The sequence below is a fragment of the Candidatus Pelagibacter sp. PS_06 genome (genome assembly GCF_059418045.1).
Genome location: NZ_CM182078.1, coordinates 71,236 through 93,502, shown reverse-complemented (window position 1 = coordinate 93,502; position 22,267 = coordinate 71,236). Strand labels below are relative to the sequence as shown.

The window sequence follows — 22,267 nt, the reverse complement described above, 5'->3', positions numbered from 1 at the left end:
TTTAATTTAATTCTAAACAAACTTTTTTTATTATTTTAAGAGATTGGTTTATTTCACTCTTTTTTACATTAAGTGGTGGCAAAATTCTAACAACATTTTCAGCAGCTCTTATTGTTAGTAAATTATTATCCATAAGTTTTTTTATAAATTTTGTCTGATCTATTTTTAGCTGTATTCCAATCAGTAAACCTCTACCTCTTATTTCTTTAATAATATTAGGATATTCATTTTGAATTTTATTAAGATTCGACAAAAAATATTCTGAGACGTACTTAACATTTTTTAAAAATTTCTTATTTGAAATTATATCCATTACTGAATTGCCAACAGTCATGGCTAATGGATTGCCACCAAAAGTAGATCCATGAGTTCCAGCTGTCATTCCAGAAGCAACTTTTTTATTCATTAAAACTGCTCCTACTGGAAATCCACCCCCAATACCTTTTGCAATTGGGACAATATCAGGTTTTACCTTAGATTTTTCAAAAGCAAAAAAATCACCTGATCTTCCTATTCCACATTGAACTTCATCTAATATTAATAGAATATTTTTTTTATTACAAATTTTTCTAAGCTCTCTTAAGCACCAATCTGGGATTACTTTAATACCTCCCTCGCCCATGATGGTTTCAACCATTATGGCTGCTGTATTTTTTGTAATTTTCTTTTTTAAAGATTTATGGTTACCAAATTCAAAATGATCAAAACCATTTACTCTGGGCCCAAATCCTTCTGTCATTTTTTTTGAACCACTTGCATATATTGCTGCTAGGGTTCTTCCATGGAAACTATTTTTAACACATAAGATTCTATTTTTTTTTGGTTTTCCAATTGAATAGAAATATCTTCTCGCGGCTTTTATTGCTGCCTCTGTTGCTTCTGCACCACTATTTTGAAACATAACAAAATCAGCAAAAGTTTTTTTAGCGAGTTTTTTAGCTAAAATTTCTCCTTCTGGAATTTGAAATGCATTTGAAACGTGCCAAAGTTTTTTTGATTGTTTATTTACAGCATTAACCAATTTTGGATGTGCGTGTCCTAAAGAATTTACAGCTATACCTTGAACAAAATCTAAATATTTTTTTCCATTAGTTGAATATAAAAAGCTTCCCTTTCCATATTTAAATGAAATTTTTTTTCTATTATAATTTTTTGCTAAATAGCTCATAATTTTAATCAGTTTTTATAAATTTTAATTATTAGATACAAGTTATGATTGAAAATATCTGTAAACCAATTCTAATTTATTTTTTGTTGATAACTTTGAGATTTTGCTTGTTTAATTTATTGTAGTATCAGTATATTGTTATTTTTATAAACTATAATACAACATATTGATATGAGCTGGAACGAAGAGAAAGTAAATAAACTAAAAGAACTTTGGGGCAAAGGAAATACTGCAAGCCAAATTGCTGAGATCATAGGTGGCATAAGCAGAAATGCAGTAATTGGTAAAGCACACAGATTAAACCTTTCAGCAAAAATTAAAACAAGAGCAGCAACTTCAAATCAAAATTTTGAAAATTCTTTAGAGGAAAAAAATATTAAAAACAAAAGAGGAAGAAAAAGTAAATTTAAATCCTTAATTATTGAAAAAGACTTTGAGCCAGAGAATCCTAAGCAGTTAGAAGAATTAGATGAAAGCTCATGTAAATGGCCAATTGGTCATCCAGATGAAAAGTCATTTTATTTTTGTGGCAGATCTTCATTAAAAGATTTTTCTTATTGTAAGCTTCACCTTTTGTATGCTTATCAACCTAAAGGTAAAAAAGAAGAAGCTACAGATAAAGATGAAGTGCCTGAATTTATTGAGAAAAAAATAAAGTCTGCCTAAAACTAATTCTTTATATTTTCTAAATCTTTATTTGCTATATATTTTTCAGTTGAAAATTGCCCACCTTCTCTCCACATGTAACAATATTTTTTAACTTCCTGATCAAATAACCTAACACTAGGTACTCCTATATCAGAATTGGTTTTATATTTTCCAGATGAAACATTGTCGTATTTTAGTAATCTCAATTGATCTCTTGTAAGTAGTGGGGTTGGTAGCATCTCAAAAAATCTTGCTGTCAATTCAGCAATTGGCAAAGGGAAAGGTAACAAAATTCTTTTTTTACCAATTAATATCTGTAATTTTTCTAGAAGCTCTTTAAAAGTTATAATTTCTGGACCAGTGCATTCTATTATTTTTGAATAAATATTTTTTGAAATAACATGATAGATGGTATCTGTTAAATCAGAACAATGAATTGGTGTAAATTTTGTCTTTCCTTCATAATAAATTGGAAAAGCTGGCAATCTATTTAGTAAAGTCATAAAGTTTGTAGTAAAGTTATCATCTACAGAATACACAACTGATGGTCTTAGGATTGTAGCTAATGGGAAATTTTTTAACACATTGCTTTCTCCCTCTAATTTACTTTTTGCGTAATCGGAGTCTGTTGCATCATTTATTCCCAAAGCTGATAAATGAATAAAATGCTTAAGATTATATTCTTTACAGAGTTTAGCTAACAATGAAGGTAAAACAGAGTGAATATTTTTAAATGTATTGCCATTTTTTTTTTCATATAAAATTCCAATTAAATTTATGCAAATATCTGCTTTTTTAAAAAGATTTCTAATTTTATTTTCATCAAAAATATTGGCCTCTACTACATCAATATAACCTGCATTAGCCTGAGTTTTAATTATATAGCTCTTTTGATGAATATTTCTTGTAACAACAGTTACTCTATAGTTATTTTTTGTTAGCTTCCTAATTAAGTTTCGACCAATTTGACCGCTGCCACCAAAAATTAGACAATTTTTTGCTTTCATTTGAATTCCATTATATATGTTTAGAAATGAGTAATAATATTCAACTTCACAAAAATGATTTACCAGAAGATTTAGATTTAGGCAATCTAATAGCTGTTGATGGTGAATTTATGGGTCTGAATGTCAGACGAGATCCTCTTTGCTTAATCCAGATATCTTCAGGAAATTCTGACGCTCATATAATTCAATTTGATAGAAAGAATTACAATGCTCCAAATTTAACAAAATTACTTGCAGATGAAAATACTACAAAAATATTTCATTATGGAAGAGCAGACATGGCTCATATCAAATACTATTTAAAAACAGACACTAATAATATTCTTGATACTAAAATTGCATCAAAATTAGCAAGATCATACTCAGATAGCCACTCATTAAAAACATTAATTAAAGAATTTATTAATATTGATATAAGCAAACAGTTTCAAAGTTCAGATTTTGGTGGGGAACTTTCTTCAGCACAATTAAAATATTGTGCCAATGATGTAATGTACCTGCACAAAATTCATAATGAACTAAATAAAATATTAGAAAGAGAAAATAGAATAGATCTTTATAAGGATTGCTTAAAATTTTTGAAAACTAGAGTAAACTTAGACTTAGCATTATTTAAAGATGATATCTGGTCCCATTAATGACTAAAAAATTTATACCCTTAGCAAAAAAAGTAATTGATCTTGAAATTAAAGCATTACAAAAATTAAAAAAAAAAATTGATAATTCATTTAATAAAGCTGTAGTCGAAATTGCAAAATGTAAATCTAAAGTAATTTTGTGTGGTGTGGGCAAAAGTGGGTTAATAGCAGCCAAAATATCTGCAACTTTATCTTCTGTCGGCACACCATCTTTCAATTTATCTGCAAGTGACTCGTCTCATGGTGATTTAGGAAGTATTTCAAAAAAAGATATTTTAATTTTAATAAGCTACTCAGGTAAAACTAGTGAGCTTAAAAATATAATTCAATATGCAAACAGAAATAAAATTATGCTGATTGGAATTATGTCAAAAAGAGAATCTATTTTATACAAAGCATCAGATATTAAGCTTATAATTCCTGAGGTAAAAGAGTCAGGTGGTATCGTACCAACTTCAAGTACTACGGCTCAGCTAGCTTTAGGAGATGCATTAGCAATATCGACTATGCAGTATAAAAAATTTGGTAAATTTGATTTTAAAAAAATACATCCTGCTGGCAATCTTGGAGCTCAATTAAAAACTGTTGAAGATATAATGTTAACGGGAAACAAAATTCCTTTTGTAAAAGAGAATTTAAATATGAAGAGTGCCATCAAAATATTAAGTAATAAAAAATTAGGAGTTTTAATTGTTCAAAATAAACAAAAAAAAACTATTGGTGTAATTACTGATGGTCAAATTAGACGTTACAATGAAAAAAAACAAAATTTAAATGAGATGAGTGTTGCAAAAATAATGACAAAAAACCCAATTAGCATAGATAAACAATCTCTAGCAGCAAAAGCTTTGGCACTAATGAATGAAGAAAAAATTACCTCGCTTTGTGTACATGATAAAAAAAATAAGTTTTTAACAGTAGGTGTTCTTCATATACATAATATTTTGCAATCAAATATTGATTGATGAAAAAAAGAAATCTTTTTAAAATATTATTAATTTTAATTTTAATAATATTTACCTGGTTTATTTATTCACAATATTTTAAAAAAAGTAATGATTTATTATCAGTTATAACAAATACAACAGATACAACAGATACAACAAATACAACTGATCCAGCTAATACTAAGACTGCTATTGAGGAAGAAGTTATTTACAACTCTAATATAATTAAAGATATAAATTATACATCAAGAGATTTAAGAGGTAACGAATATATTCTTGTAGCCAAAGAGGGTGAAATTGATTTAAATAATAGTGATATTATTTTTCTAACTGATGTCACAGCTAATATCAAATTAGCTAAAAATTCTGAATTAATTGTAATTACCTCCAATTATGGCAAATATAACACGATTAATTATGATACCATTTTTTCGAAAAATGTGAAAATAGATTATGTTGACAATATAATAACAGGTGATTATTTAGATTTTTCAATGTTGGATAATTTGCTAATTATTTCAAGAAATGTTGTTTACAAAAATTTAGAGAACACAATGAAAGCTGATGTACTTGAATTTGATATCAAAACAAAAAATACAAAAATTTATATGTATGATTCAAAAAAAAAAGTTAATATAAAGAATATGGAGTAAGATGGGATTAATAAAAAAATTTAGAATTAAATCTCACAAAAAGCCTAGCCCAATTATTTCTTTTGAAAATATAAACCTTTCATATGGAAGTAGATTAATTTTAGATAATATAAATTTTAAAATTAATGAAGGTCAAATATTTGGGATGCTTGGACCAAATGGAGTTGGAAAAAGTACTATTTTCAACTTAATAACTGGTCTTATTCAACCAAATAGTGGAAAAATTAAATTAAATAATACAGATGTTTTAGATTACCCAATTTATTTGAGAACGAAAAAATTTCACATAGGTTATGTTCCCCAATATGGTGGTTATTTTAATGATCTAACATTATATCAAAATTTAAAAGCAATCGCTGAAATTGTAATAAATGATAAAGGAAATGAAGATTATAAAATAAATTCTCTTATTTCAAAATTTGAATTAGAAAATTTAAAAAATGTTAAGGCTAAATTTTTGTCAGGGGGACAAAAGAAAAAATTAGTTATTGCTTTATCATTACTAAGTGACCCAAAAGTTCTCCTTTTGGATGAATGTTTTGCGGCACTTGATGTTTTGACAATTAAAATGTTGCAAGAAATTATCGTTAATTTGCAAAAAGAGTCTAATATTACAATATGCATATGTGACCACCAAGCAAGGGACTTATTGGCTTGTGTTGATAAAGCAATGATACTAAGCAACTGTAAAATAGTGGCAGAAGGTTCGCCCCAAGAATTAGTGAATAATATTGATGCTAAGAGTGCTTATTTTGGTGACTCATTTAATTATAAATAAACTTTATGCCAAATCACATCACTGTAAAGAATACGATTAAAAACTTTAGTAAAAGTATAACTGTTTCTGGTGATAAAAGCTTAAGTATTAGATGGGTTTTATTTTCTTCAATCGCAAAAGGTAAATCTAAAGCATATAATTTACTTCTATCTGAAGATGTTCTGGCTGCAATCAACGCAGTAAAAAAACTAGGTGCTAAGGTAAAATTTGAAAAAAATTATTGCACAATCATTGGTAATGGACCAAGTGGCTACAAGTATAAAAAAGATATAATAATTAATTCAGAAAATTCTGGCACTTTAGGAAGATTAATTATGGGTCTACTGATTGATACGCCTCATAAAATAAAAATTATTGGTGACAAAAGTTTGTCTAAAAGAGATTTTAATAGAATTGCAGAGCCTTTAAAAAAATTTGGTGCAGATATAAAACTAACAAATAAAGGATTGCCCTTAACAATAAAAGGAAACGAGAGACCTTTGCCAGTTAATTATTTAGAGAACAAAGGTTCGGCTCAAGTAAAAAGTAGTATTATTTTAGCAGGTTTGAAAACAGAGGGTAAAACTTTTATTAAAGCCAAACCAAGCAGAAATCACACCGAGCTTTTGTGCAAGTATCTAATGCTTCCTCTAAAAGTTAAAAAGAAGAAAAATTATGATCTAATAGAAGTTGAAAAAATAAAAAAAATAAAACCTTTAAATTACAAAATACCTTCAGATATAAGTTCCGCTGCCTTTTTTATTGTTTTAACTGCACTATCAAATAATTCAAAATTATTAATTAAAAACATAAACATTAATCCATCTAGAATTGGTATAATAACTATTTTAAAAAAGATGGGGGTTAACATCCAATTTAAAAATAAAAAAAAATATAAGGGTGAACTCGTAGCTGATATTTCAATTATTAGCACAAAAAAACTTAAAGCAATTAATTGTCCATCCAAATTAAATAGTGGTGCCATTGATGAATTTCTAATAATTTTTTTGGTTGCTGCTAAAGCAAGTGGAGTTTCTTACTTTAAAGATATTGGTGAGCTTAACCAGAAAGAAAGCCCTAGATTAAAATGGGGTGCGAAAATTTTGAGCAAAATGGGAATTAAAACAATTACAACTGATAACTCAATAAAGATATATGGTAATCCTAAATTAAAAATTAATAAAAAAATTATTATTAAGAATTATCTTAAAGATCATCGAGTTTTCATGACAAGTGTAATTGCAGCCTCAGTTTTTGGAGGAACATGGAATATTCATGATAGAGACTCTATTAAAACTTCATTTCCTACGTTCTTGAATATAATAAATTATTTAAAAAGATTATGATTAAAAGAAAAAATATTATTAAAATTGCAATCGACTCTCCTGCTGCTGCAGGAGCAGGAACATTAGCAAAAGCAATATCTAAACATTACAATCTTTTTTATTTAGACACTGGAAAAATTTATAGAATGATTGCCTACCTAAAAATTAAATTTCCTAAAAAATTTAATCATAGCTTTATCAAATCTAAAATTAAAACTCTCAAAGTAAAAGATCTTGCAAATAAAGCTTTGTTATCAGATGAAGTTGGAACAGAAGCATCAATTATATCAAAAGTGAAAAGTACAAGAAAACTTGTTCATTCTTTTCAATTAAATTTTGCTTACAATCCTCCAAAAAAATATAAAGGATCGTGTCTTGATGGAAGAGATATAACTTACAATATCGTGCCAGATGCTGATTTTAAATTTTTCATTACAGCAAATGTAAAAACAAGAGCCTTTAGAAGATATAAAGAGCTAAAAAGTCTTAAGAAGAAAATTTCCTTTCAAGACGTACTAAAAAGTATTCAAAAACGTGATAAAAGCGACTATAATCGCAAAATATCGCCCTTAAAGAAAACTAAAGATTCAGTGTTGCTAAATACATCGAAACTTACTAAAAGAGCGTGTTTTTTAAAATTAAAAAAAATTATAGACAGGAAAATTAATACTTAATGGAAATATACAAAGACCTTTCAAATCCAGCATCACAAGAATTCGAAAAATTACTTAATAGCCAACTCTCTAAAATTCAAATTGAAGAAGGTAAAATCATAGAAGGTAAAATTAATAAAATTACTGAAAAATTTGTCTTCTTATTTGTTGAAGGTTTAAAAAGTGAACCAGTTCTTGATGTAAATGAACTAAAAAGTATGGGTCTAGCTGACAAAATTAAAGTTGGTGAAACTATTCCAGTATTATTAGAAAAAATTGAAGATAAGCATGGTGAAGTGCTAGTTTCTGCTAGCAAAGCTCAAAAAATTAAAGGTTGGGACAAGCTAGTTGAAGCATATGATAAAAATGAACCAATCATGGGTAAAATTACGTCAAAATGTAAAGGTGGATGTATCGTTGAACATATTGATACTGGTTCTCTAATGTTTTTACCTGGATCACAAATTAGTGATAAGCCATTAAAGGATATTAGTCATTTAATGAATGAGCCTCAAAAATTTGCTTTAATCAAATTAGACAAAGTTAGAGGTAATGCTTGTGTTTCAAGAAGAGAAATAATCTCATCATTTAAAAAAGAAGATAAAGCAAAAATTATCGAAAAATATAAAGTTGGAGATATTATTAAGGGTGCTGAAGTTAAAGGTTATAGTTCTTTTGGATGTTTCTTTAATGTTAATGGTGAGTTAGATGTTTTAGTTCACTTACAAGAAATTTCTTATTCAAGAGTTAATCATCCGGATGAAGTTTTTAACATTGGTGAAAAACACGATTTGAAAGTAATCACTGTAGATAAAGAAAAACTACAAGTTGGTTGTTCTGTAAAACAACTATCTCCAGATCCTTTTGAGCATATTGAAAACTATGAGTTAAATAAAATTTATAAAGTCAAAGTTGTTAAGCTAATGGACTTTGGTGCATTCTGTGAATTAGAACCGGGACTTACAACATTACTTCACTCAAGCGAGTTAAGTTGGACTAAGAAAAATATTTCAGCTAAGAAAATGTTTAAAGTTGGAGATGAGATCGACTGTGTAATCACTGAAATTGATAAAGAGAAAAGACGTGTTGCGATTTCACATAGATTAACTCAAGACAATCCATTTGAAACATTTGAAACTAAATATCCTGTTGGAACAATTGTTGAAGGTGAAGTTGTGAATAAAAATGAATACTCGATATTTGTAAAAGTTGAAGACTTAGATGTTGATGCATTTTTACACTGCAATGATTTAACTTATCTTAACAATGGTGAAGAGGAATTAGAAAAGTATAAAAAAGGTGATAAAATTAAAGTTAAGGTTTTAGAGGTAAAAGCTTCTGAACAAAAAATTAGAGTTGGTTTAAGACAGACTCAAGCAGATCCTTTTGATTATTTTAATGATAAAGAAAAAAATCAAACAATTACCGTGAAAGTAATTTCTACTGATAACAAAGGTTTGACAGTTAGACCTGAGAATTGTGAAATGGACTTCCAAATAAAAAAATCAGAAATTGCCATCAATGCACCAGATGCCCGACCATCAAGATGGACTGGTGGTGAAAAAGTTGATGTTGCTATAAAAGAAATTCAAATAGATAAGAGAAAAGTAGTTTTAAGCATCAAACTGTTAGAAGAAATTGAGAAAAAAGAAGCTTTAGATAAATATGGATCTGAAGGTTCTGGTAAGAACTTGCCGTTCTCATCACTTTCTGAGGATTTAAAGAAAAAAGAAGAAGATAAAGAGTAACCAGAAGATTTAAATTGGCTATTGTAAAATCAAAGCTTTTAAAACAACTATCCGAAAACTATCCTAATTTTCTAAAAAAAGACCTAGAAAAATTTACCAATATAATTTTAAGTGAAATTAAACGTGCTCTTAAAAGAGGTGATCGAGTTGAACTAAGGGGTTTCGGAGTATTTTCAACAAATATCCAAAAAGCTCGTATCTCAAGAAACCCTAAAACTGGCGAGAAAGTAAACACACCAGAAAAGAAAACAATTCACTTTAAAATGTCAAAAGACTTGTTTAAAAAATTAAACAATGAAACATAAAAATATTTTTGTTGCTTGCGATACTTCTAATTTAAGTGAAATAAAAAAAATCATAAAACAAACACAGACCAATAAACTTAAAGTTGTTCCAAAATTTGGCTTACAATTTTTTTACTCTAAAAATGGAAGAAAGTTTTTAGAAAATTTTAAAAAAGACTTTTGGTTAGATTTAAAAATAAATGATATTCCACAAACAGCATTATCTGCCCTAGACAGTTTAAAAGATCTTAAAAAATGTAAATATATAACTGTCCATGCAAATGGAGGCCTTGGGATGTTAAAAGCTATTAAAAAGAAAGCTAAATCAATTAATAAAAATTTAAAAGTGCTTGCTGTTACAATCTTAACAAGTTTAAATAATAGATCACTTAAAGAAATAGGACATACAAAATCTGTGGAGCAATTAGTATTAAAACAAGCTGGATTGATAAAAAAATCAGGATGTGATGGTATAGTTTGTTCTGCACAAGAGGCTAAAATGGTTAGAAAAAAATATAAAAACCTATTTATTGTAACGCCTGGAATAAGATTGCCTGGAGATAATGTTAACGATCAATCAAGAGTAATGACCCCTAATGATGCTTTTAAGAATAAAGTATCAGGAATTGTAATGGGAAGATCGTTAATAAAAGGAAATATAAAAAAAAATACTCAAAGATTAATTGATCACTTAAATAAATGATCAATGGATCTAAAATCTGTGGGATTTCAGATCTTGATACTCTTGATTTTATAATCAATCACCCTCACCCACCTCTATTTATTGGTTTCATTTGTAATTATAAAAAAAGCTCAAGATATGTTGGGGTTAAAAAGCTAAACAAAATATTAACATTAGATAAAAAGAAATCTAATTTTGTAGCAGTTCTTGTAAAACCTGATGGAGATATTTTAGAAAAAATTAAACATCTTCCTTTTGATTATTATCAAATTTATGACTGTGCGCCTAATGAAATAAAAGAAATTAAACAAAAGTATAATAAAAAAATTATTACTGCTTTAACTATAAAAGATGAAAAGGATGTTGAAAAATATCAATTATTTTCTGAGGTAACTGACATTTATTTATTTGATAGTAAAGGCTATGAAAAAAGTATGGCTTTTGATCACTCACTTATTGAAAAAATAAAGATTAACAAACCATTAATGATAGCAGGAAATATTCAAGTGAATGATAATCTTGAAAATTATAAAAAAATAGCAGATATTATAGATATATCTGGGGGTCTTGAGACTTCTGGGGTAAAAGATAAATCCAAAATTGATATATTTTTAAACAAGGTAGAGCAGGTAAAAAATGAAACTTAAAAAAGGAATTCCTTTAATTGATCAACACGATCAGTATGGTTTTTGGGGTGGTAAATTTGGAGGAAGCTTTATTCCTGAGACTTTAAAAAAACCTGTAGAAGATTTAACAAACGAATTCAAAAAATTAAGAAAAGATAAAAAATTTTTAAAAAGAAGAGATTTTTATTTCAAAAACTATATCGGAACCCCTACTTCATTCGTAAAGCTTGATAATCTTACAAACCATTTAGGTGGTGCTCAAATTTGGGCAAAGGTTGTTGCTGAGGCTAATGGAGGTGCACATAAGATATACAATGCAACTGTCCATGCTCTTATTTGTAAAGCAATGGGCAAAAAATATATTGTTGGCGATACAGGAGCAGGTTATGCAGGAAAAATGCTTAGTATGGCTGCTAAAAAATTTGGCCTTAAATGTAAAATATTCATGGGGGCAAAAGATATAAAGAGACAAAAACCTAACTGTGATGCAATGAGAAAAAATGGAGCCGAGATAGTTCCGGTGTACTCAGGTAGTCAAACTTTAGTTGATGCTGTTAGTGAATGTATGAGATACTGGGTGTCTAATTGTGATAATACTCATATGTGTGTTGGAAGTACAGTGGGACCTAATATATTTGTTAAAATTTGTGGTTGGAGTACCGCACAAATCTCTAGAGAATTAAAAGTACAATTAAAATCAGAATTCAAAAAAATTCCAAATAAAATTAAACTAATTAACTGTGTTGGTGGAGGAAGCTCTGCTTATGGTTTTTGGAGTGAATTTATTGATTATGATAGAAACCAAATTGAATTAATTGGTGTTGAAGCTGGTGGGCCTAAAAAATCAAAACTTCATGCAGCACCATTAAGTCGAAATGCTAAAATTGGAATTTTACATGGAGCAGCATCTTATCTTTGTCAAAATAGTGAAGGACAAATCAATGATACAGAGTCGATTAGTGCTGGATTAGATTATCCAGGTGTGAGTCCTATTCATTGTTTTTTAAAAGATACTAAAAGAGCAAGATACACTTATGCAACAGATGAAGATGCTCTTAATGCACATGTAATGGTTACAAAATATGAAAATTTAAATCCAAGTTTAGAACCTAGTCATGCATTTGCAGAAGCTATTAAAATTGCACCTAAATTAAGTAAAGATACAATTATTATTGTTAATTCATGTGGGGATGCAAAAAAAGACAGAGATATTTTGAGAGAAAGATTAGGTAAAAAATAATGGCTTCATTATTAAGTCAAGCGTTTCAAAATGCAAAAAGTGAGAATAGACCTGCCCTACTTACCTATACTGTTGCAGGTGATAACACTAAAAAGAAGTCACTAGAAATTCTTAAATCAATATCTAATTATGCAGATATCTGTGAACTAGGTTTTCCTCATAATACTCCAATTGCAGATGGTGGCCAAATTCAAACTAGTGCATACCGTGCAATTAAAAATGGGATTAAAATCAATGATGTTTTTTCAATAGCTAAAGATTTTAAAAAATCAAAAAAAACTAAACCAATTATTTTGATGGGTTACTACAATATGATCTTTCAATATAATGAAAACAAATTTTTAGATAAATGTAAGAATGTAAAAGTTGATGGTTTAATAGTAGTTGATCTACCTTATCCAGAGAATAAAAAATTTGCTGCTAAATGTAAAAAAAAAGGAGTTAACTTTATCCAATTAGTTTCTCCAACAACATCCCCTGTAAGATTAAAAAAAATTATCAAAGACTCACATGATATGGTTTATTACATTAGTATGTTGTCAACTACTGGAGGAAAGCTTAAAGTTTCACCTAAAAAAATACTTGAAAGATACAGTAATATCAAAAATCTAAATAAATCTAAAAATATTGTTATTGGATTCGGAATTACTGAAAAAACAATAAAATCTCTAAAAAAAGCCGATGGATTAGTAGTTGGAAGTGCAATTTGTAAAGAAATTTCAAGCTCTATTAAAAAGAGACAAAATCTTGTCACAAATGTTACTAATATCGTAAAGAGATTAAAAAATAAAATTAAATGAATTGGATTACGAAAATAATAAAAGCAAGTGAAAAGATTAAAACTGCTTTTCACGAACGAGCTTCAAAAGAAGATATCGCAAAAAGTGATTGGACAAGTTGTTGTAGAGGTCCAATTCTTAAAAAAGATTTAGAACAAAACTTATGGGTTTGCCCAGATTGTAACAAGCATCACCGAATTAAACCGAGCCAAAGATTTGATATTTTATTTGGTAAAAATAACTATGAAGTATTTAAAACTCCAATTCCAAAAGATGATCCATTAAATTGGACGGACTCAAAGTCATATAAAGATAGATTAAAAGCTGCTCGTAAAAAAACAGGAATGGAATGTGGAATGATGGTTGCTTGTGGAACTATCAATAATATAAAAATTACAGCTGTTGCATCAGACTTTGATTTTCTAGGTGCTTCGATGGCTGCTGCTGAAGGAGAAGCTTTTTTATATGGAATTCAGCATGCGATAGAAAATAGAACACCTTTTTTATGTATTAGTGCTGGGGGCGGAATGAGAATGATGGAAAGTTTAATTTCATTATCTCAAATGACTAGAACAACCCTTGCAATCAATGAATTAAAGAAAAATGGTTTACCTTATCTAGTTTGCATTACAGATCCAACTGCTGGTGGTATTACAGCTTCTTATGCAATGTTGGGAGATATTCATATCGCAGAACCTGGCGCATTAATTGCATTCGCTGGCGCTAGAGTTATTCAAGGAACTGTTAAAGAGGAATTACCTGATGGATTTCAGAAAAGTGAATATGTTGAAAAAACAGGTTTCGTTGATTTAATTGTTGAACGTAAAGATCTTGTATCAAAAATAGGAACTTTATTATCAATATTGTTAAAGCAAAATTCTGTTATAAGTTCTGAGCAAAATGAAACTTCAGAAGATAGTCAGTCGCTTACAAGAGCTGCATCCTAAAGAAATAGATCTAAGTTTGGATCGTATTCAAAATCTCTGTCAAAGATTAGGAAACCCTCAAGACAAAATTAAAGCAATTTCAGTTGTTGGAACTAATGCAAAATATTCAACAATTCAAGCGATGTTTGCAATTTTAAAAGAAGCAAAAATCAAATGTAATATTTACACAAGTCCACACATAAAAAAGATTAACGAAAGATTTGTTTTTAATAATGAGGAACTTAGTGATGAGGAGTTAGCTAATTTACTTGAAGAAATTGAAGCAGCTAATGAAAATAATCCAATTACTTTTTTTGAAATATTAACTGCAGCATTTTTCTTAAAAGCAGCAAAATATCCAGATAATATAAATTTGATAGAAACTGGTTTATTCCATAGGTTTGACGCGACCAATATACTTAAAAATAATCTAGCCAGTATTGTAACTTCCATCGGACTTGATCATTTAGATTGGTTACCTAAAAATGAGCAAACTGTTGAAAAAATTATCTATGAGAAAACTTCAACTCTTTTAAATTCAAATATTATAGTTGCAAAACAAAGTTCTAAACAAATTACAGAAAGTATTAAAAAAACAATATCAAGTAACAGCTCAAATAAATTTTTTCATAATGAAGATTACAGTTTTACAATAAAAGAAAATGATTTCTTTTATTATGAAGATCAATTAAATGGAATAAAGTTACCAATACCAAATGTTAAAGGACAATTTCAATTAGAAAACATCTCAACTGCTATTGCAACGTTAAGAACTATAAAAGATTTTTATATAAAAGATGAACACATTCAACAAGGAATTACTAAAATAAATAGTATTGCAAGATTACAGGAAATTAAATCAGGTAAACTTAAAGAACTTGCAAAAGATCACCAACTTTTTGTTGATGGTTCTCATAATCCTTTAGGAGCAAAAGTATTAAATGAATACTTAGAAAGTTTAAATTGTAACAAACATATCATCTTAGGAATGATGTCTAATAAAGATCATAATGAATACATGAGTTATTTTAAGGATGTCAAAACCTTGACCACCATAGATATTCCTAATCAACCAAACTCCATTAAAGGAAAAGAGCTTAAAGATAAGCTAAATAGCTTCAAAAATATCGAATACAAAGAGAGTGTAGAGGAAGCTATTAGGTCAATTCCGGTCAAGGAAAACGATATTATCCTAATTACTGGATCACTTTATCTTGCTGGGGAAGTATTGAATTTAAATTAGATATTTTTATCTAAAAACTCTTTCATGTGGCTTTCAGGAACTCCACCAACTTTTCTATCTACTTCAACACCTTTTTTGTAGATAATAACTGTCGGCACACCTCTAATTCCTGCAGCACTTCCAGTATTAATTCCACCATCTTCGATGTCTGCGTAATAGAAACCAGCTTTATCTTTATATTCGTCTGAAAGCTTAGTCATTACAGGAACAAGAGCCTTACATGGTCCACACCAAGCAGCACTGAACTGGATAACTGAAATATCTTCGTTTTTTATTTTACTATCAAAATCGTCGTCTTTAAAATCATTAAGCATATTACTGATATAATTGATTCAATTGATTATTCAATGGGCAAAAATAGATTTTTTTGATTTATTAAATTATGCGTCTGAATACTTTTGCTCTAGATTCATCACATAATCATTAATTCCATCAAGAAATTTAAGCTTTTCATCTACAGTTTTAAATGAAAACAACTTATCTTCATTTTCTCTAATCTCATCACACTCTGAATAAAAAGCAGAAATTGTCCACCATTTCTCCTTATTAGTACTCAATATTCTTGAAGCTATACGTCGTTTTATTTTTTTATGAATTTCTTTTGGTAGAATTTCAGGTGCCTCATTAAATATCAATCCATGACCAAAAGTAACCAATCTTTCATCTTCAAATTTATCTAATAGTGCAAACTTTTCTTTCCAATCCACTGTATGAAATTTAGGAAATAAAGCTTGATCTTTAGCAGAGGTAAATCCTCCAGAATAAATAGACTCTTCTGGCTCTATATCTTCTTGTGAAGAGGTTTCCATTTTCTCTTCAGCAGCTTCTCTTAAAATATTACAAATATCTTGTGAAAACTTTTCATTAGATTTGACTAATTCTGCTCTTTTTTTAATCAAATTTGGATCAAGTTTACTATAAGGCTCTACTTTCGTTCCAAAACTTGAATCTAAAATTATTGGAGCTTTATTTGATCTAATAGTTCTTAAAAACTTAGGAGATTTTTTCATCTCTTTTTTTAAATCTTCATAGTTTAATTTTTGAATGGCCTCAATATCAACTCTAAGATCTACTGCTTGACCCCATTTATAAACTGGATGCATGCAAGCATTAGGGTGAAGTGGTGCACATAAATACAATCGACTTGTTCCATAAAAATACTCATTTAATGTAAATATTTTTTCTTGCTTAACCATGTTCTCAACAATTACTTTGCTACTTGTTTTAAAATATTCTTGCCAAAGTGTTGGTTGTTTTTGTTTAATTAAATCTAAAACTTTAACGGTAAGCTCTGTATCAAATAATGCAGAGTGAGCTCCAGCAGATTCAAATCCATTTAACCTCGCTAAAGACTCTAGCTTCATTGACTTATTTCCCTTGGGATTTAATTCTGTCTTTAAAACATCATCATCGATTGCAAATGCTGCTCTAACTATATTTAAAGCATCATGACGAACATTACCCTCAGTATTTGTCAAATAAGGCTTTCTTAAAGATTTAAAAAATTCTTTTCTAATTACCTCATCATCAAAATTAATACTTGAATAACCTAGAAATGTTGCAGGTGACCATTCTCTAAATTTTTGCTCAACTTGGGTTAACATTTCGTAGTGACTTAAATTACCCTTAGTTAATAAATCTACATTAGATTTATTAATACAAAGTGCAGTAGCACTTGGAACTCTATCCTGAGGTAGTCTACATCTTGCTTGAAAACGCTCTAATTCTTTGAAGTTTTCGTCTAATAATATTCCACCTATTTCAATAATAGTTGCCCAATCTGTTTGTGCAGAGTCTGTTTCAATATCCCATACTACGTAATTCAATTTGCTCTCCTTTGTGCATAAAATTGTTCAACTTTTTCTAAAAATTTATTTTGATAATCTTTTAATCTGTCACCATCTATTAAAAACCTTTGAAACATATTGTCTTTTGTGCAAAGCAAAATAACAGCTTGGGTAATATTAGATCCATGTACAGTGTTATGAGCTAAAGCATAAGCACTACATTGCAAATAATAATCATCAATCCATTCATCTTTTTTTGGCTTATTACTTTGTTTAAAATCAATTATGGTTTCTTTATTTTCATAGACGCCCACACAGTCTGCGGCTCCTGCATATTTTCCTGGATAATATAATGTTGCCTCACAACCCCAAATCTCATCCAATTTATTTCTTAAACCATTTTCAATAATCTGATCAGCCATCATTCGTTCTCTAGTATTGTCCCCCAGTAAATCTAAATTTAACTTACCCAGTAAAAATTTTTCCAAATATTCATGCATTGAGCTTCCTCTACTGCTTGCTTCACGTGTGATAATTTCAGCTTGCTTTTGACCCACTCTTTGCTTCCAAGCTTGAAGAGATGCTTTTTTTTCCTCAGACTCAGTTGCTTTTAATATTGTTGTAACCGATGGCAAGCGTTCTTCATTTACAGAGTAATGCCTCGAGCCATCTACTATTGATCTAGTTGATTTTGGATAAATATATTTATTATTCCACTCCATGTGATTTCTTATATTCGCTATTTTAGAAAAAAAGAAATTAATTATTTGCTTGTTTTGAACGATCAATAAATTTTTCTACATTTTCTGTTTGGACTGCTTTTTCAAGTTGTTCAGGATCTTTAATACTTTCAAGTGTTCTAGTAATTGATCTTGCGTCTGTTCCAAACTTATCTACGACAGACATGGCCTCTTCTAATTTTTTTCTAAGAGAAACTATATTTTCAAAATGTTTCCCAAATCTTGATGTTATTGTTTTTAAGTGATTATAAATTTCGGTAGCACCTTTTTGAACTTTCAAAGATTGAAAACCCATGTGAAGAGATTGCAAGTAAGCTGAAAGAGTATTAGGGCCACAGATTACAACCTTATGTTTTTTCATTAATTCTTGAGTTAATAGCTCTTTAGTACTTGGATCTTGGTATTCAGTTAATTCTTTATATAAACTTTCTGTTGGTGCATACACAATTGCAAAATCTGTAGTTTTTGGTGGTACAATATATTTTTCATTAACACTTTTAGCTTTAGCTTTAAAAGCAGTGGCTAATTTTGTTCTAGCATCTGCAACAGCTTTTTTGTCTTGCGCGTCATGACCATCGGTAATTGCTTTAAATTTTTCTACTGGAAAATGGCTATCCACAGGAACTAAAACATCTCCTTGAAGTTTGATTGCAAATTCAACATTTTCACCGGTATCTTCCTTCATCTTAACATTAGTCATGAATTGTGAGGCAGGTAGTAAATCCTTGATTAAAGCATCTAAGCTAAACTCCGCAAGGGTTCCATATTTTTTAACTCCCGCTAAAATCTTAGTGATCCCCTCTTGGCTTTGATTTAATAATTGTACTTGTTGGTTAAAATTTCCAACTTTTTCGTCTACTTTGGTTAAGGCCTCTGTCATGTCTTTAGTAACTCCAGTAGATAAATTGTTAAATGAAGTCGACATTGAACCAAGTGACGTATTGATAGTATTATTCAAAGTATCTTTTAAATTCTGTATTTCAGTCTTTAAGCTAGCAATCTCCTCGGCTTCCTTATTTTCATTATCATCCTTTGGTTTAGATTTTAGATTTAGATAAAGAATTGACGAAGCAATTCCTACCAATAACACTAATAAAACAACTAAAATTATATCCATGATTCTAATAATTTATTTTATAGTAAAAATATGATTAATATATTTAATTATTAAAAACTTATCTCATGGAATTATTCTTAATATTAAAAATTATATTTGTCATAGGAGTGGTAATCACAATTTATGCTGTTGCCAGAAACCTTGATATTATTAAGATTATTCTAATTTACTGGAAAGATTTAATTCTTAGAAAGTAGTTTAACTAATTTTTTAACTTCAGGTTTTTTTAAAGATGATCTTGATATCATTAAACACGCCTCTGATTTTAATATTTCTCCATCCTTTAAAACACGAAGATTGTTAGCTTTTAAAGTCTCGCCAGTTGAAGTTATATCAGTGATAATTTCACTAGATCCTGTGAAAGGATAAGCCTCCGTGGCTCCAAGAGAGCTTACTAATTTAAATTGAGTAACCCCTTTTGAAAATAAAAATTCTCTGGTTAAATTTGGATATTTGGTTGCAACTCTTAATCTTTTTTTCTTTTTATCTTTAAACTCAAATGCAATTTCCTCTAAATCTGCAACTGTTTGAACATCTATCCAAGGGTCAGGAATTGCAACAACTAAAGTTGCTTTTCCAAAATCATATCTTTTAGATACATTGATTTTATTTTGAATATTTACTTCACTCTCTTTTAATAAATCATATCCAGAAAAACCAAGGTCTAATGAGCCATCTCCAAGTCTTTCAACTATTTCTCTTGCATGGAGATATAAAACTTTAACATTTTTTAATTGTTTAATAGAGCCTAATAAGTCTCTTTCACCTCGTTCAGATACCAAGTTTAGTTTATTTTTTTTAAATATTTTTAAAATATCTTTTCTAAGTCTACCTTTGCTTGGAATTCCAATATTAATCATATCTTTTGTCATTAGTAATTTAAGTTTAAAGCAGCTCCAACTGCGGCTACTTGATTTTTGGCCCCAAGATCTGAAATTAATTTATCATATCTTCCGCCATTAATTATGTTTCTGTTTTTTGATTTAAACTTGATATCAATTTTAAATACCATGCCTGTGTAATATTCTAATTGTCTTCCAAATGAAGCTGAGAATATAACATTTAATTTTGAAATTTTATTTTCAGAGATTGGAAAATATTTCTGATCAACTATTAAATTAATCTTATTCTTTTTAAAAAACTTATTTAGTTCACTTGCAGCTTTATTAATTGGGTATTTAATTTTTAAAAACTCCTTAATAATCTTTGATACATTTTCACCTTTTTTTGCTCCTCTTGGATCTCTAATTTTATTATCAAATCTTTTTAAAATTTCATTAATTGATCTTCCTGCTATAATTTTAGATAGATCTTCTTTTAACATTTTAAAATATCGTTTTTTATCAATCTCAACGATAGTTGGATCTACATCTGAATTAGTCTCTAATCTTTTTAATAAATCATTAAAATATTTCTCTCTCCAAAAATGTCTTGATAATCTTAACTTCCAACGTTTTGGAATATCTAGTTTTGAAATTAACAAATTAAAGATTTCAACATTTCCAATGGTTAGTGTGCCTGATGTATATTTAATATTTTGAAGTGATTTTAAAGAGGTATTGATAATTTCTTTATCATCATTCTTTTCATCTTTTGATCCAATGATTTCAAATCCAACTTGGTCTCTAATAATAGAGTCTTTTTTATTTTGTGACTTTCGGTAAGCCTGACCACTATAAAAAATTTTTTCTTTTCCTTTTAAATTGTTCTCTAAATATCTAAGACATGAGACAATAGTTAAGTCAGGTCTAAGACAAAGCTCACTTCCGTTTTGATCAATAAAAGAAAATATAAATTTTCTAAAGTTTTCACCTGATCTTTGAACAATATGGTTGGCTTCAATTACTGAAGGTAAATCAATATACCTAAATCCTTTAGATTTGACCGATCTAAGGATATTTTCAGATAAGTTTTTTGATTTCATTAATTAAATCAGCTTTTGGAATTGTTTGATTATTTTCACCCTTAACGCCTTTAAGGTTTTTAATAGTAACTGTGTTATCGTTAAATTCATTTTCTCCGCAAATAACAGCAACCGTTAACTGACGTTTATTTGCTAAATCAAGTTGTTTGCCTAGGTTTTTTTTAGTGTTCAAAAAAACTTCAGCGTTAATATTACTATCTCTTAATTGATCCACTAATTCATAATAATTTTTCAAATATTTTTGATCCATGACACAAACTAAAACTGGTTTTTGATCTTCAACTTCAATTTGATCTAATTGCATTAAAGCAAACAATAATCTATCTACACCAAAGCTTATTCCTGTTCCTGGAATATCAACACCTCTAAATCTAGAAATCAATTTCGCATAAGCTCCACCTGAACATATACTTCCAATATCTACTTCTTTTCCTTTGTTATTGGTGACTTTGAAATTTAAATTAGTCTCTACAATAAAGTCTGAATAATAAGCAAGACCTCTAACAATTGTAAAATTAGTCTTAACTTGATTTAAATTTGATCCATATCCCAATACCTCAAAAACATCCTCAAGCTCACTTATTCCTTCTTGAGATAAAGGATTTTTTAAAGTTTCTTTCAATTGTTTTAAGTCTTTAATCTTTAAAAAATTTAATATTTGTGCAGCTTGATCATCGGATAGATCAGCTCCTTTAGTAATAGCACCACTTTGATCTTTTCTTTCTTTTTTAAGAAGGTCTTCAACTCCTTTTAAACCAAATCCAGGCTTATCTAATTTATCAATCGCTCGAATAACCTTAATTTGTTTTTCTTCAGAAATTTTTAATTCATTAATTAATCCTTGAACTATTTTTCTATTACTTACATTGATAGTGAATTGATCTTTGTTTAATCCACAATCTGACAACGTACTTGAAATTAAATTACAAAGTTCAGCGTTCGCTTGAGCAGGATTAACATTTCCAACGATATCAAAGTCGGCTTGCATAAATTCTCTGTAACGACCATTTCCGGCTTTTTCGTTACGAAATACATTTTGAATTGCATATCTTTTAAATATTGAAGGTAGCTCTTGATTGTTTTGAGCAACAAATCTTGCTAATGGACTGGATAAATCGTATCGAAGTGTAATGCTTTTTTCACCATCTTGAAATGAGAATACATCAGACATAGGATTACTATCGTCTTCTGCAAGAAAAGATCCTATATTTTCACTAATTTCAAACGAAGGGGTTTCAAGAGCCTCTGCTCCAAACTTAATAAAATTATTCTCAATTGCTTTTAATAGCTTTTTTTTGAGAAGAAGCTTTTTATCCCAACGATCTTCAAAACCTGAAGGTAATACAGGTACTAATTTATTTTCTTTATTCATTTT

General features: G+C 28.8%; 24 protein-coding genes. 15 read left to right on the top strand and 9 right to left on the bottom strand.

What is annotated here, in order from left to right:
• Nucleotide 1: 1 nt before the first annotated feature.
• Nucleotides 2–1,168 (bottom strand): aspartate aminotransferase family protein, encoded by a 1,167-nt coding sequence (locus tag AC5SLZ_RS00490; RefSeq protein ID WP_494615674.1) that lies wholly within the window; start codon nt 1,166–1,168, stop codon nt 2–4.
• Between the two features lie 171 nt (nt 1,169–1,339).
• Between AC5SLZ_RS00490 and AC5SLZ_RS00485 the strand changes: the two genes are divergently transcribed.
• The gene (locus AC5SLZ_RS00485; RefSeq protein WP_028036246.1) at nt 1,340–1,834 is read left to right on the top strand and encodes a GcrA family cell cycle regulator; all 495 of its coding nucleotides are present in this window, start codon (nt 1,340–1,342) and stop codon (nt 1,832–1,834) included.
• Nucleotides 1,835–1,836: 2 nt separating this feature from the next.
• Here the strand turns inward: AC5SLZ_RS00485 and AC5SLZ_RS00480 are convergent, their stop codons facing one another.
• Nucleotides 1,837–2,823: a complex I NDUFA9 subunit family protein gene (locus AC5SLZ_RS00480; RefSeq protein ID WP_028036245.1), complete on the bottom strand. Its 987-nt coding sequence runs from the start codon at nt 2,821–2,823 to the stop codon at nt 1,837–1,839.
• A 26-nt stretch (nt 2,824–2,849) separates the two neighbouring features.
• Between AC5SLZ_RS00480 and AC5SLZ_RS00475 the strand changes: the two genes are divergently transcribed.
• From AC5SLZ_RS00475 to AC5SLZ_RS00410, 14 genes are read left to right on the top strand one after another with little or no spacing between them, the layout of a single operon-like run.
• Complete coding sequence (locus tag AC5SLZ_RS00475) at nt 2,850–3,461, top strand: ribonuclease D (RefSeq protein WP_494615673.1); 612 nt, start codon at nt 2,850–2,852, stop codon at nt 3,459–3,461.
• A complete protein-coding gene (locus AC5SLZ_RS00470) occupies nt 3,461–4,426 on the top strand; it encodes a KpsF/GutQ family sugar-phosphate isomerase (protein ID WP_028036243.1) in 966 nt (321 codons plus the stop codon). Before AC5SLZ_RS00475 ends, AC5SLZ_RS00470 begins: the two co-directional genes overlap by 1 nt.
• The gene (locus AC5SLZ_RS00465) at nt 4,426–5,061 is read left to right on the top strand and encodes an LPS export ABC transporter periplasmic protein LptC (RefSeq protein WP_494615671.1); all 636 of its coding nucleotides are present in this window, start codon (nt 4,426–4,428) and stop codon (nt 5,059–5,061) included. Before AC5SLZ_RS00470 ends, AC5SLZ_RS00465 begins: the two co-directional genes overlap by 1 nt.
• A gap of 1 nt (nt 5,062) precedes the next feature.
• Nucleotides 5,063–5,839 carry an ATP-binding cassette domain-containing protein gene (locus tag AC5SLZ_RS00460; RefSeq protein WP_028036241.1) on the top strand — a complete coding sequence of 259 codons (777 nt, stop codon included), beginning with the start codon at nt 5,063–5,065 and terminating at the stop codon, nt 5,837–5,839.
• A gap of 5 nt (nt 5,840–5,844) precedes the next feature.
• Entirely contained in the window at nt 5,845–7,164 is a 1,320-nt protein-coding gene (gene aroA / locus AC5SLZ_RS00455; protein ID WP_494615670.1) for a 3-phosphoshikimate 1-carboxyvinyltransferase, read from the top strand.
• Nucleotides 7,161–7,817: a (d)CMP kinase gene (locus AC5SLZ_RS00450; protein WP_494615669.1), complete on the top strand. Its 657-nt coding sequence runs from the start codon at nt 7,161–7,163 to the stop codon at nt 7,815–7,817. The genes aroA and AC5SLZ_RS00450 overlap by 4 nt, the downstream gene beginning before the upstream one ends.
• A complete protein-coding gene (locus AC5SLZ_RS00445) occupies nt 7,817–9,544 on the top strand; it encodes a S1 RNA-binding domain-containing protein (protein WP_494615668.1) in 1,728 nt (575 codons plus the stop codon). The genes AC5SLZ_RS00450 and AC5SLZ_RS00445 overlap by 1 nt, the downstream gene beginning before the upstream one ends.
• Before the next feature lie 14 nt (nt 9,545–9,558).
• On the top strand, nt 9,559–9,849 hold the full coding sequence (locus AC5SLZ_RS00440) for an HU family DNA-binding protein (protein WP_028036237.1): 291 nt from the start codon (nt 9,559–9,561) through the stop codon (nt 9,847–9,849).
• The gene (gene pyrF / locus AC5SLZ_RS00435; RefSeq protein WP_494615667.1) at nt 9,839–10,531 is read left to right on the top strand and encodes an orotidine-5'-phosphate decarboxylase; all 693 of its coding nucleotides are present in this window, start codon (nt 9,839–9,841) and stop codon (nt 10,529–10,531) included. Before AC5SLZ_RS00440 ends, pyrF begins: the two co-directional genes overlap by 11 nt.
• Nucleotides 10,528–11,157, top strand: a complete 630-nt coding sequence (locus AC5SLZ_RS00430; protein WP_494615665.1) for a phosphoribosylanthranilate isomerase — start codon at nt 10,528–10,530, stop codon at nt 11,155–11,157. Before pyrF ends, AC5SLZ_RS00430 begins: the two co-directional genes overlap by 4 nt.
• Nucleotides 11,147–12,376, top strand: coding sequence for a tryptophan synthase subunit beta (locus AC5SLZ_RS00425; protein ID WP_494615664.1), 1,230 nt, complete (start codon nt 11,147–11,149; stop codon nt 12,374–12,376). Before AC5SLZ_RS00430 ends, AC5SLZ_RS00425 begins: the two co-directional genes overlap by 11 nt.
• Nucleotides 12,376–13,176, top strand: a complete 801-nt coding sequence (trpA, locus tag AC5SLZ_RS00420) for a tryptophan synthase subunit alpha (protein WP_494615663.1) — start codon at nt 12,376–12,378, stop codon at nt 13,174–13,176. The genes AC5SLZ_RS00425 and trpA overlap by 1 nt, the downstream gene beginning before the upstream one ends.
• A complete protein-coding gene (locus AC5SLZ_RS00415; RefSeq protein ID WP_028036232.1) occupies nt 13,173–14,102 on the top strand; it encodes an acetyl-CoA carboxylase carboxyltransferase subunit beta in 930 nt (309 codons plus the stop codon). The genes trpA and AC5SLZ_RS00415 overlap by 4 nt, the downstream gene beginning before the upstream one ends.
• Nucleotides 14,056–15,324, top strand: coding sequence for a bifunctional folylpolyglutamate synthase/dihydrofolate synthase (locus tag AC5SLZ_RS00410; RefSeq protein ID WP_494615662.1), 1,269 nt, complete (start codon nt 14,056–14,058; stop codon nt 15,322–15,324). The genes AC5SLZ_RS00415 and AC5SLZ_RS00410 overlap by 47 nt, the downstream gene beginning before the upstream one ends.
• Here the strand turns inward: AC5SLZ_RS00410 and AC5SLZ_RS00405 are convergent.
• The 7 genes from AC5SLZ_RS00405 to hisS all read right to left on the bottom strand — a co-directional run bounded on the left by AC5SLZ_RS00405 (nt 15,321) and on the right by hisS (nt 22,264).
• Entirely contained in the window at nt 15,321–15,638 is a 318-nt protein-coding gene (locus AC5SLZ_RS00405; RefSeq protein ID WP_028036230.1) for a thioredoxin family protein, read from the bottom strand. The genes AC5SLZ_RS00410 and AC5SLZ_RS00405 overlap by 4 nt on opposite strands.
• 66 nt (nt 15,639–15,704) lie before the next feature.
• Nucleotides 15,705–17,150 (bottom strand): exonuclease domain-containing protein, encoded by a 1,446-nt coding sequence (locus AC5SLZ_RS00400; protein WP_494615660.1) that lies wholly within the window; start codon nt 17,148–17,150, stop codon nt 15,705–15,707.
• Entirely contained in the window at nt 17,147–17,833 is a 687-nt protein-coding gene (locus AC5SLZ_RS00395; RefSeq protein WP_028036228.1) for a hypothetical protein, read from the bottom strand. Before AC5SLZ_RS00395 ends, AC5SLZ_RS00400 begins: the two co-directional genes overlap by 4 nt.
• A 37-nt stretch (nt 17,834–17,870) precedes the next feature.
• Entirely contained in the window at nt 17,871–18,968 is a 1,098-nt protein-coding gene (locus tag AC5SLZ_RS00390) for a DNA recombination protein RmuC (protein WP_028036227.1), read from the bottom strand.
• Nucleotides 18,969–19,147: 179 nt separating this feature from the next.
• Nucleotides 19,148–19,840, bottom strand: a complete 693-nt coding sequence (gene hisG, locus AC5SLZ_RS00385) for an ATP phosphoribosyltransferase (RefSeq protein WP_494615659.1) — start codon at nt 19,838–19,840, stop codon at nt 19,148–19,150.
• Complete coding sequence (locus AC5SLZ_RS00380) at nt 19,840–20,892, bottom strand: ATP phosphoribosyltransferase regulatory subunit (RefSeq protein WP_494615657.1); 1,053 nt, start codon at nt 20,890–20,892, stop codon at nt 19,840–19,842. The genes hisG and AC5SLZ_RS00380 overlap by 1 nt, the downstream gene beginning before the upstream one ends.
• Nucleotides 20,870–22,264, bottom strand: coding sequence for a histidine--tRNA ligase (gene hisS / locus AC5SLZ_RS00375; RefSeq protein WP_494615656.1), 1,395 nt, complete (start codon nt 22,262–22,264; stop codon nt 20,870–20,872). Before hisS ends, AC5SLZ_RS00380 begins: the two co-directional genes overlap by 23 nt.
• Between the last annotated feature and the right edge of the window lie 3 nt (nt 22,265–22,267).

Bases quoted from the DNA above. Each gene is read 5' to 3' on its own strand.
- AC5SLZ_RS00490 (WP_494615674.1), bottom strand. From the start codon at position 1,168: ATGAGCTATTTAGCAAAAAATTATAATAGAAAAAAAATTTCATTTAAA.
- AC5SLZ_RS00485 (WP_028036246.1), top strand. From the start codon at position 1,340: ATGAGCTGGAACGAAGAGAAAGTAAATAAACTAAAAGAACTTTGGGGC.
- AC5SLZ_RS00480 (WP_028036245.1), bottom strand. From the start codon at position 2,823: ATGAAAGCAAAAAATTGTCTAATTTTTGGTGGCAGCGGTCAAATTGGT.
- AC5SLZ_RS00475 (WP_494615673.1), top strand. From the start codon at position 2,850: ATGAGTAATAATATTCAACTTCACAAAAATGATTTACCAGAAGATTTA.
- AC5SLZ_RS00470 (WP_028036243.1), top strand. From the start codon at position 3,461: ATGACTAAAAAATTTATACCCTTAGCAAAAAAAGTAATTGATCTTGAA.
- AC5SLZ_RS00465 (WP_494615671.1), top strand. From the start codon at position 4,426: ATGAAAAAAAGAAATCTTTTTAAAATATTATTAATTTTAATTTTAATA.
- AC5SLZ_RS00460 (WP_028036241.1), top strand. From the start codon at position 5,063: ATGGGATTAATAAAAAAATTTAGAATTAAATCTCACAAAAAGCCTAGC.
- aroA (WP_494615670.1), top strand. From the start codon at position 5,845: ATGCCAAATCACATCACTGTAAAGAATACGATTAAAAACTTTAGTAAA.
- AC5SLZ_RS00450 (WP_494615669.1), top strand. From the start codon at position 7,161: ATGATTAAAAGAAAAAATATTATTAAAATTGCAATCGACTCTCCTGCT.
- AC5SLZ_RS00445 (WP_494615668.1), top strand. From the start codon at position 7,817: ATGGAAATATACAAAGACCTTTCAAATCCAGCATCACAAGAATTCGAA.
- pyrF (WP_494615667.1), top strand. From the start codon at position 9,839: ATGAAACATAAAAATATTTTTGTTGCTTGCGATACTTCTAATTTAAGT.
- AC5SLZ_RS00430 (WP_494615665.1), top strand. From the start codon at position 10,528: ATGATCAATGGATCTAAAATCTGTGGGATTTCAGATCTTGATACTCTT.
- AC5SLZ_RS00425 (WP_494615664.1), top strand. From the start codon at position 11,147: ATGAAACTTAAAAAAGGAATTCCTTTAATTGATCAACACGATCAGTAT.
- trpA (WP_494615663.1), top strand. From the start codon at position 12,376: ATGGCTTCATTATTAAGTCAAGCGTTTCAAAATGCAAAAAGTGAGAAT.
- AC5SLZ_RS00415 (WP_028036232.1), top strand. From the start codon at position 13,173: ATGAATTGGATTACGAAAATAATAAAAGCAAGTGAAAAGATTAAAACT.
- AC5SLZ_RS00410 (WP_494615662.1), top strand. From the start codon at position 14,056: ATGAAACTTCAGAAGATAGTCAGTCGCTTACAAGAGCTGCATCCTAAA.
- AC5SLZ_RS00405 (WP_028036230.1), bottom strand. From the start codon at position 15,638: ATGCTTAATGATTTTAAAGACGACGATTTTGATAGTAAAATAAAAAAC.
- AC5SLZ_RS00395 (WP_028036228.1), bottom strand. From the start codon at position 17,833: ATGGAGTGGAATAATAAATATATTTATCCAAAATCAACTAGATCAATA.
- AC5SLZ_RS00390 (WP_028036227.1), bottom strand. From the start codon at position 18,968: ATGGATATAATTTTAGTTGTTTTATTAGTGTTATTGGTAGGAATTGCT.
- hisG (WP_494615659.1), bottom strand. From the start codon at position 19,840: ATGACAAAAGATATGATTAATATTGGAATTCCAAGCAAAGGTAGACTT.
- AC5SLZ_RS00380 (WP_494615657.1), bottom strand. From the start codon at position 20,892: ATGAAATCAAAAAACTTATCTGAAAATATCCTTAGATCGGTCAAATCT.
- hisS (WP_494615656.1), bottom strand. From the start codon at position 22,264: ATGAATAAAGAAAATAAATTAGTACCTGTATTACCTTCAGGTTTTGAA.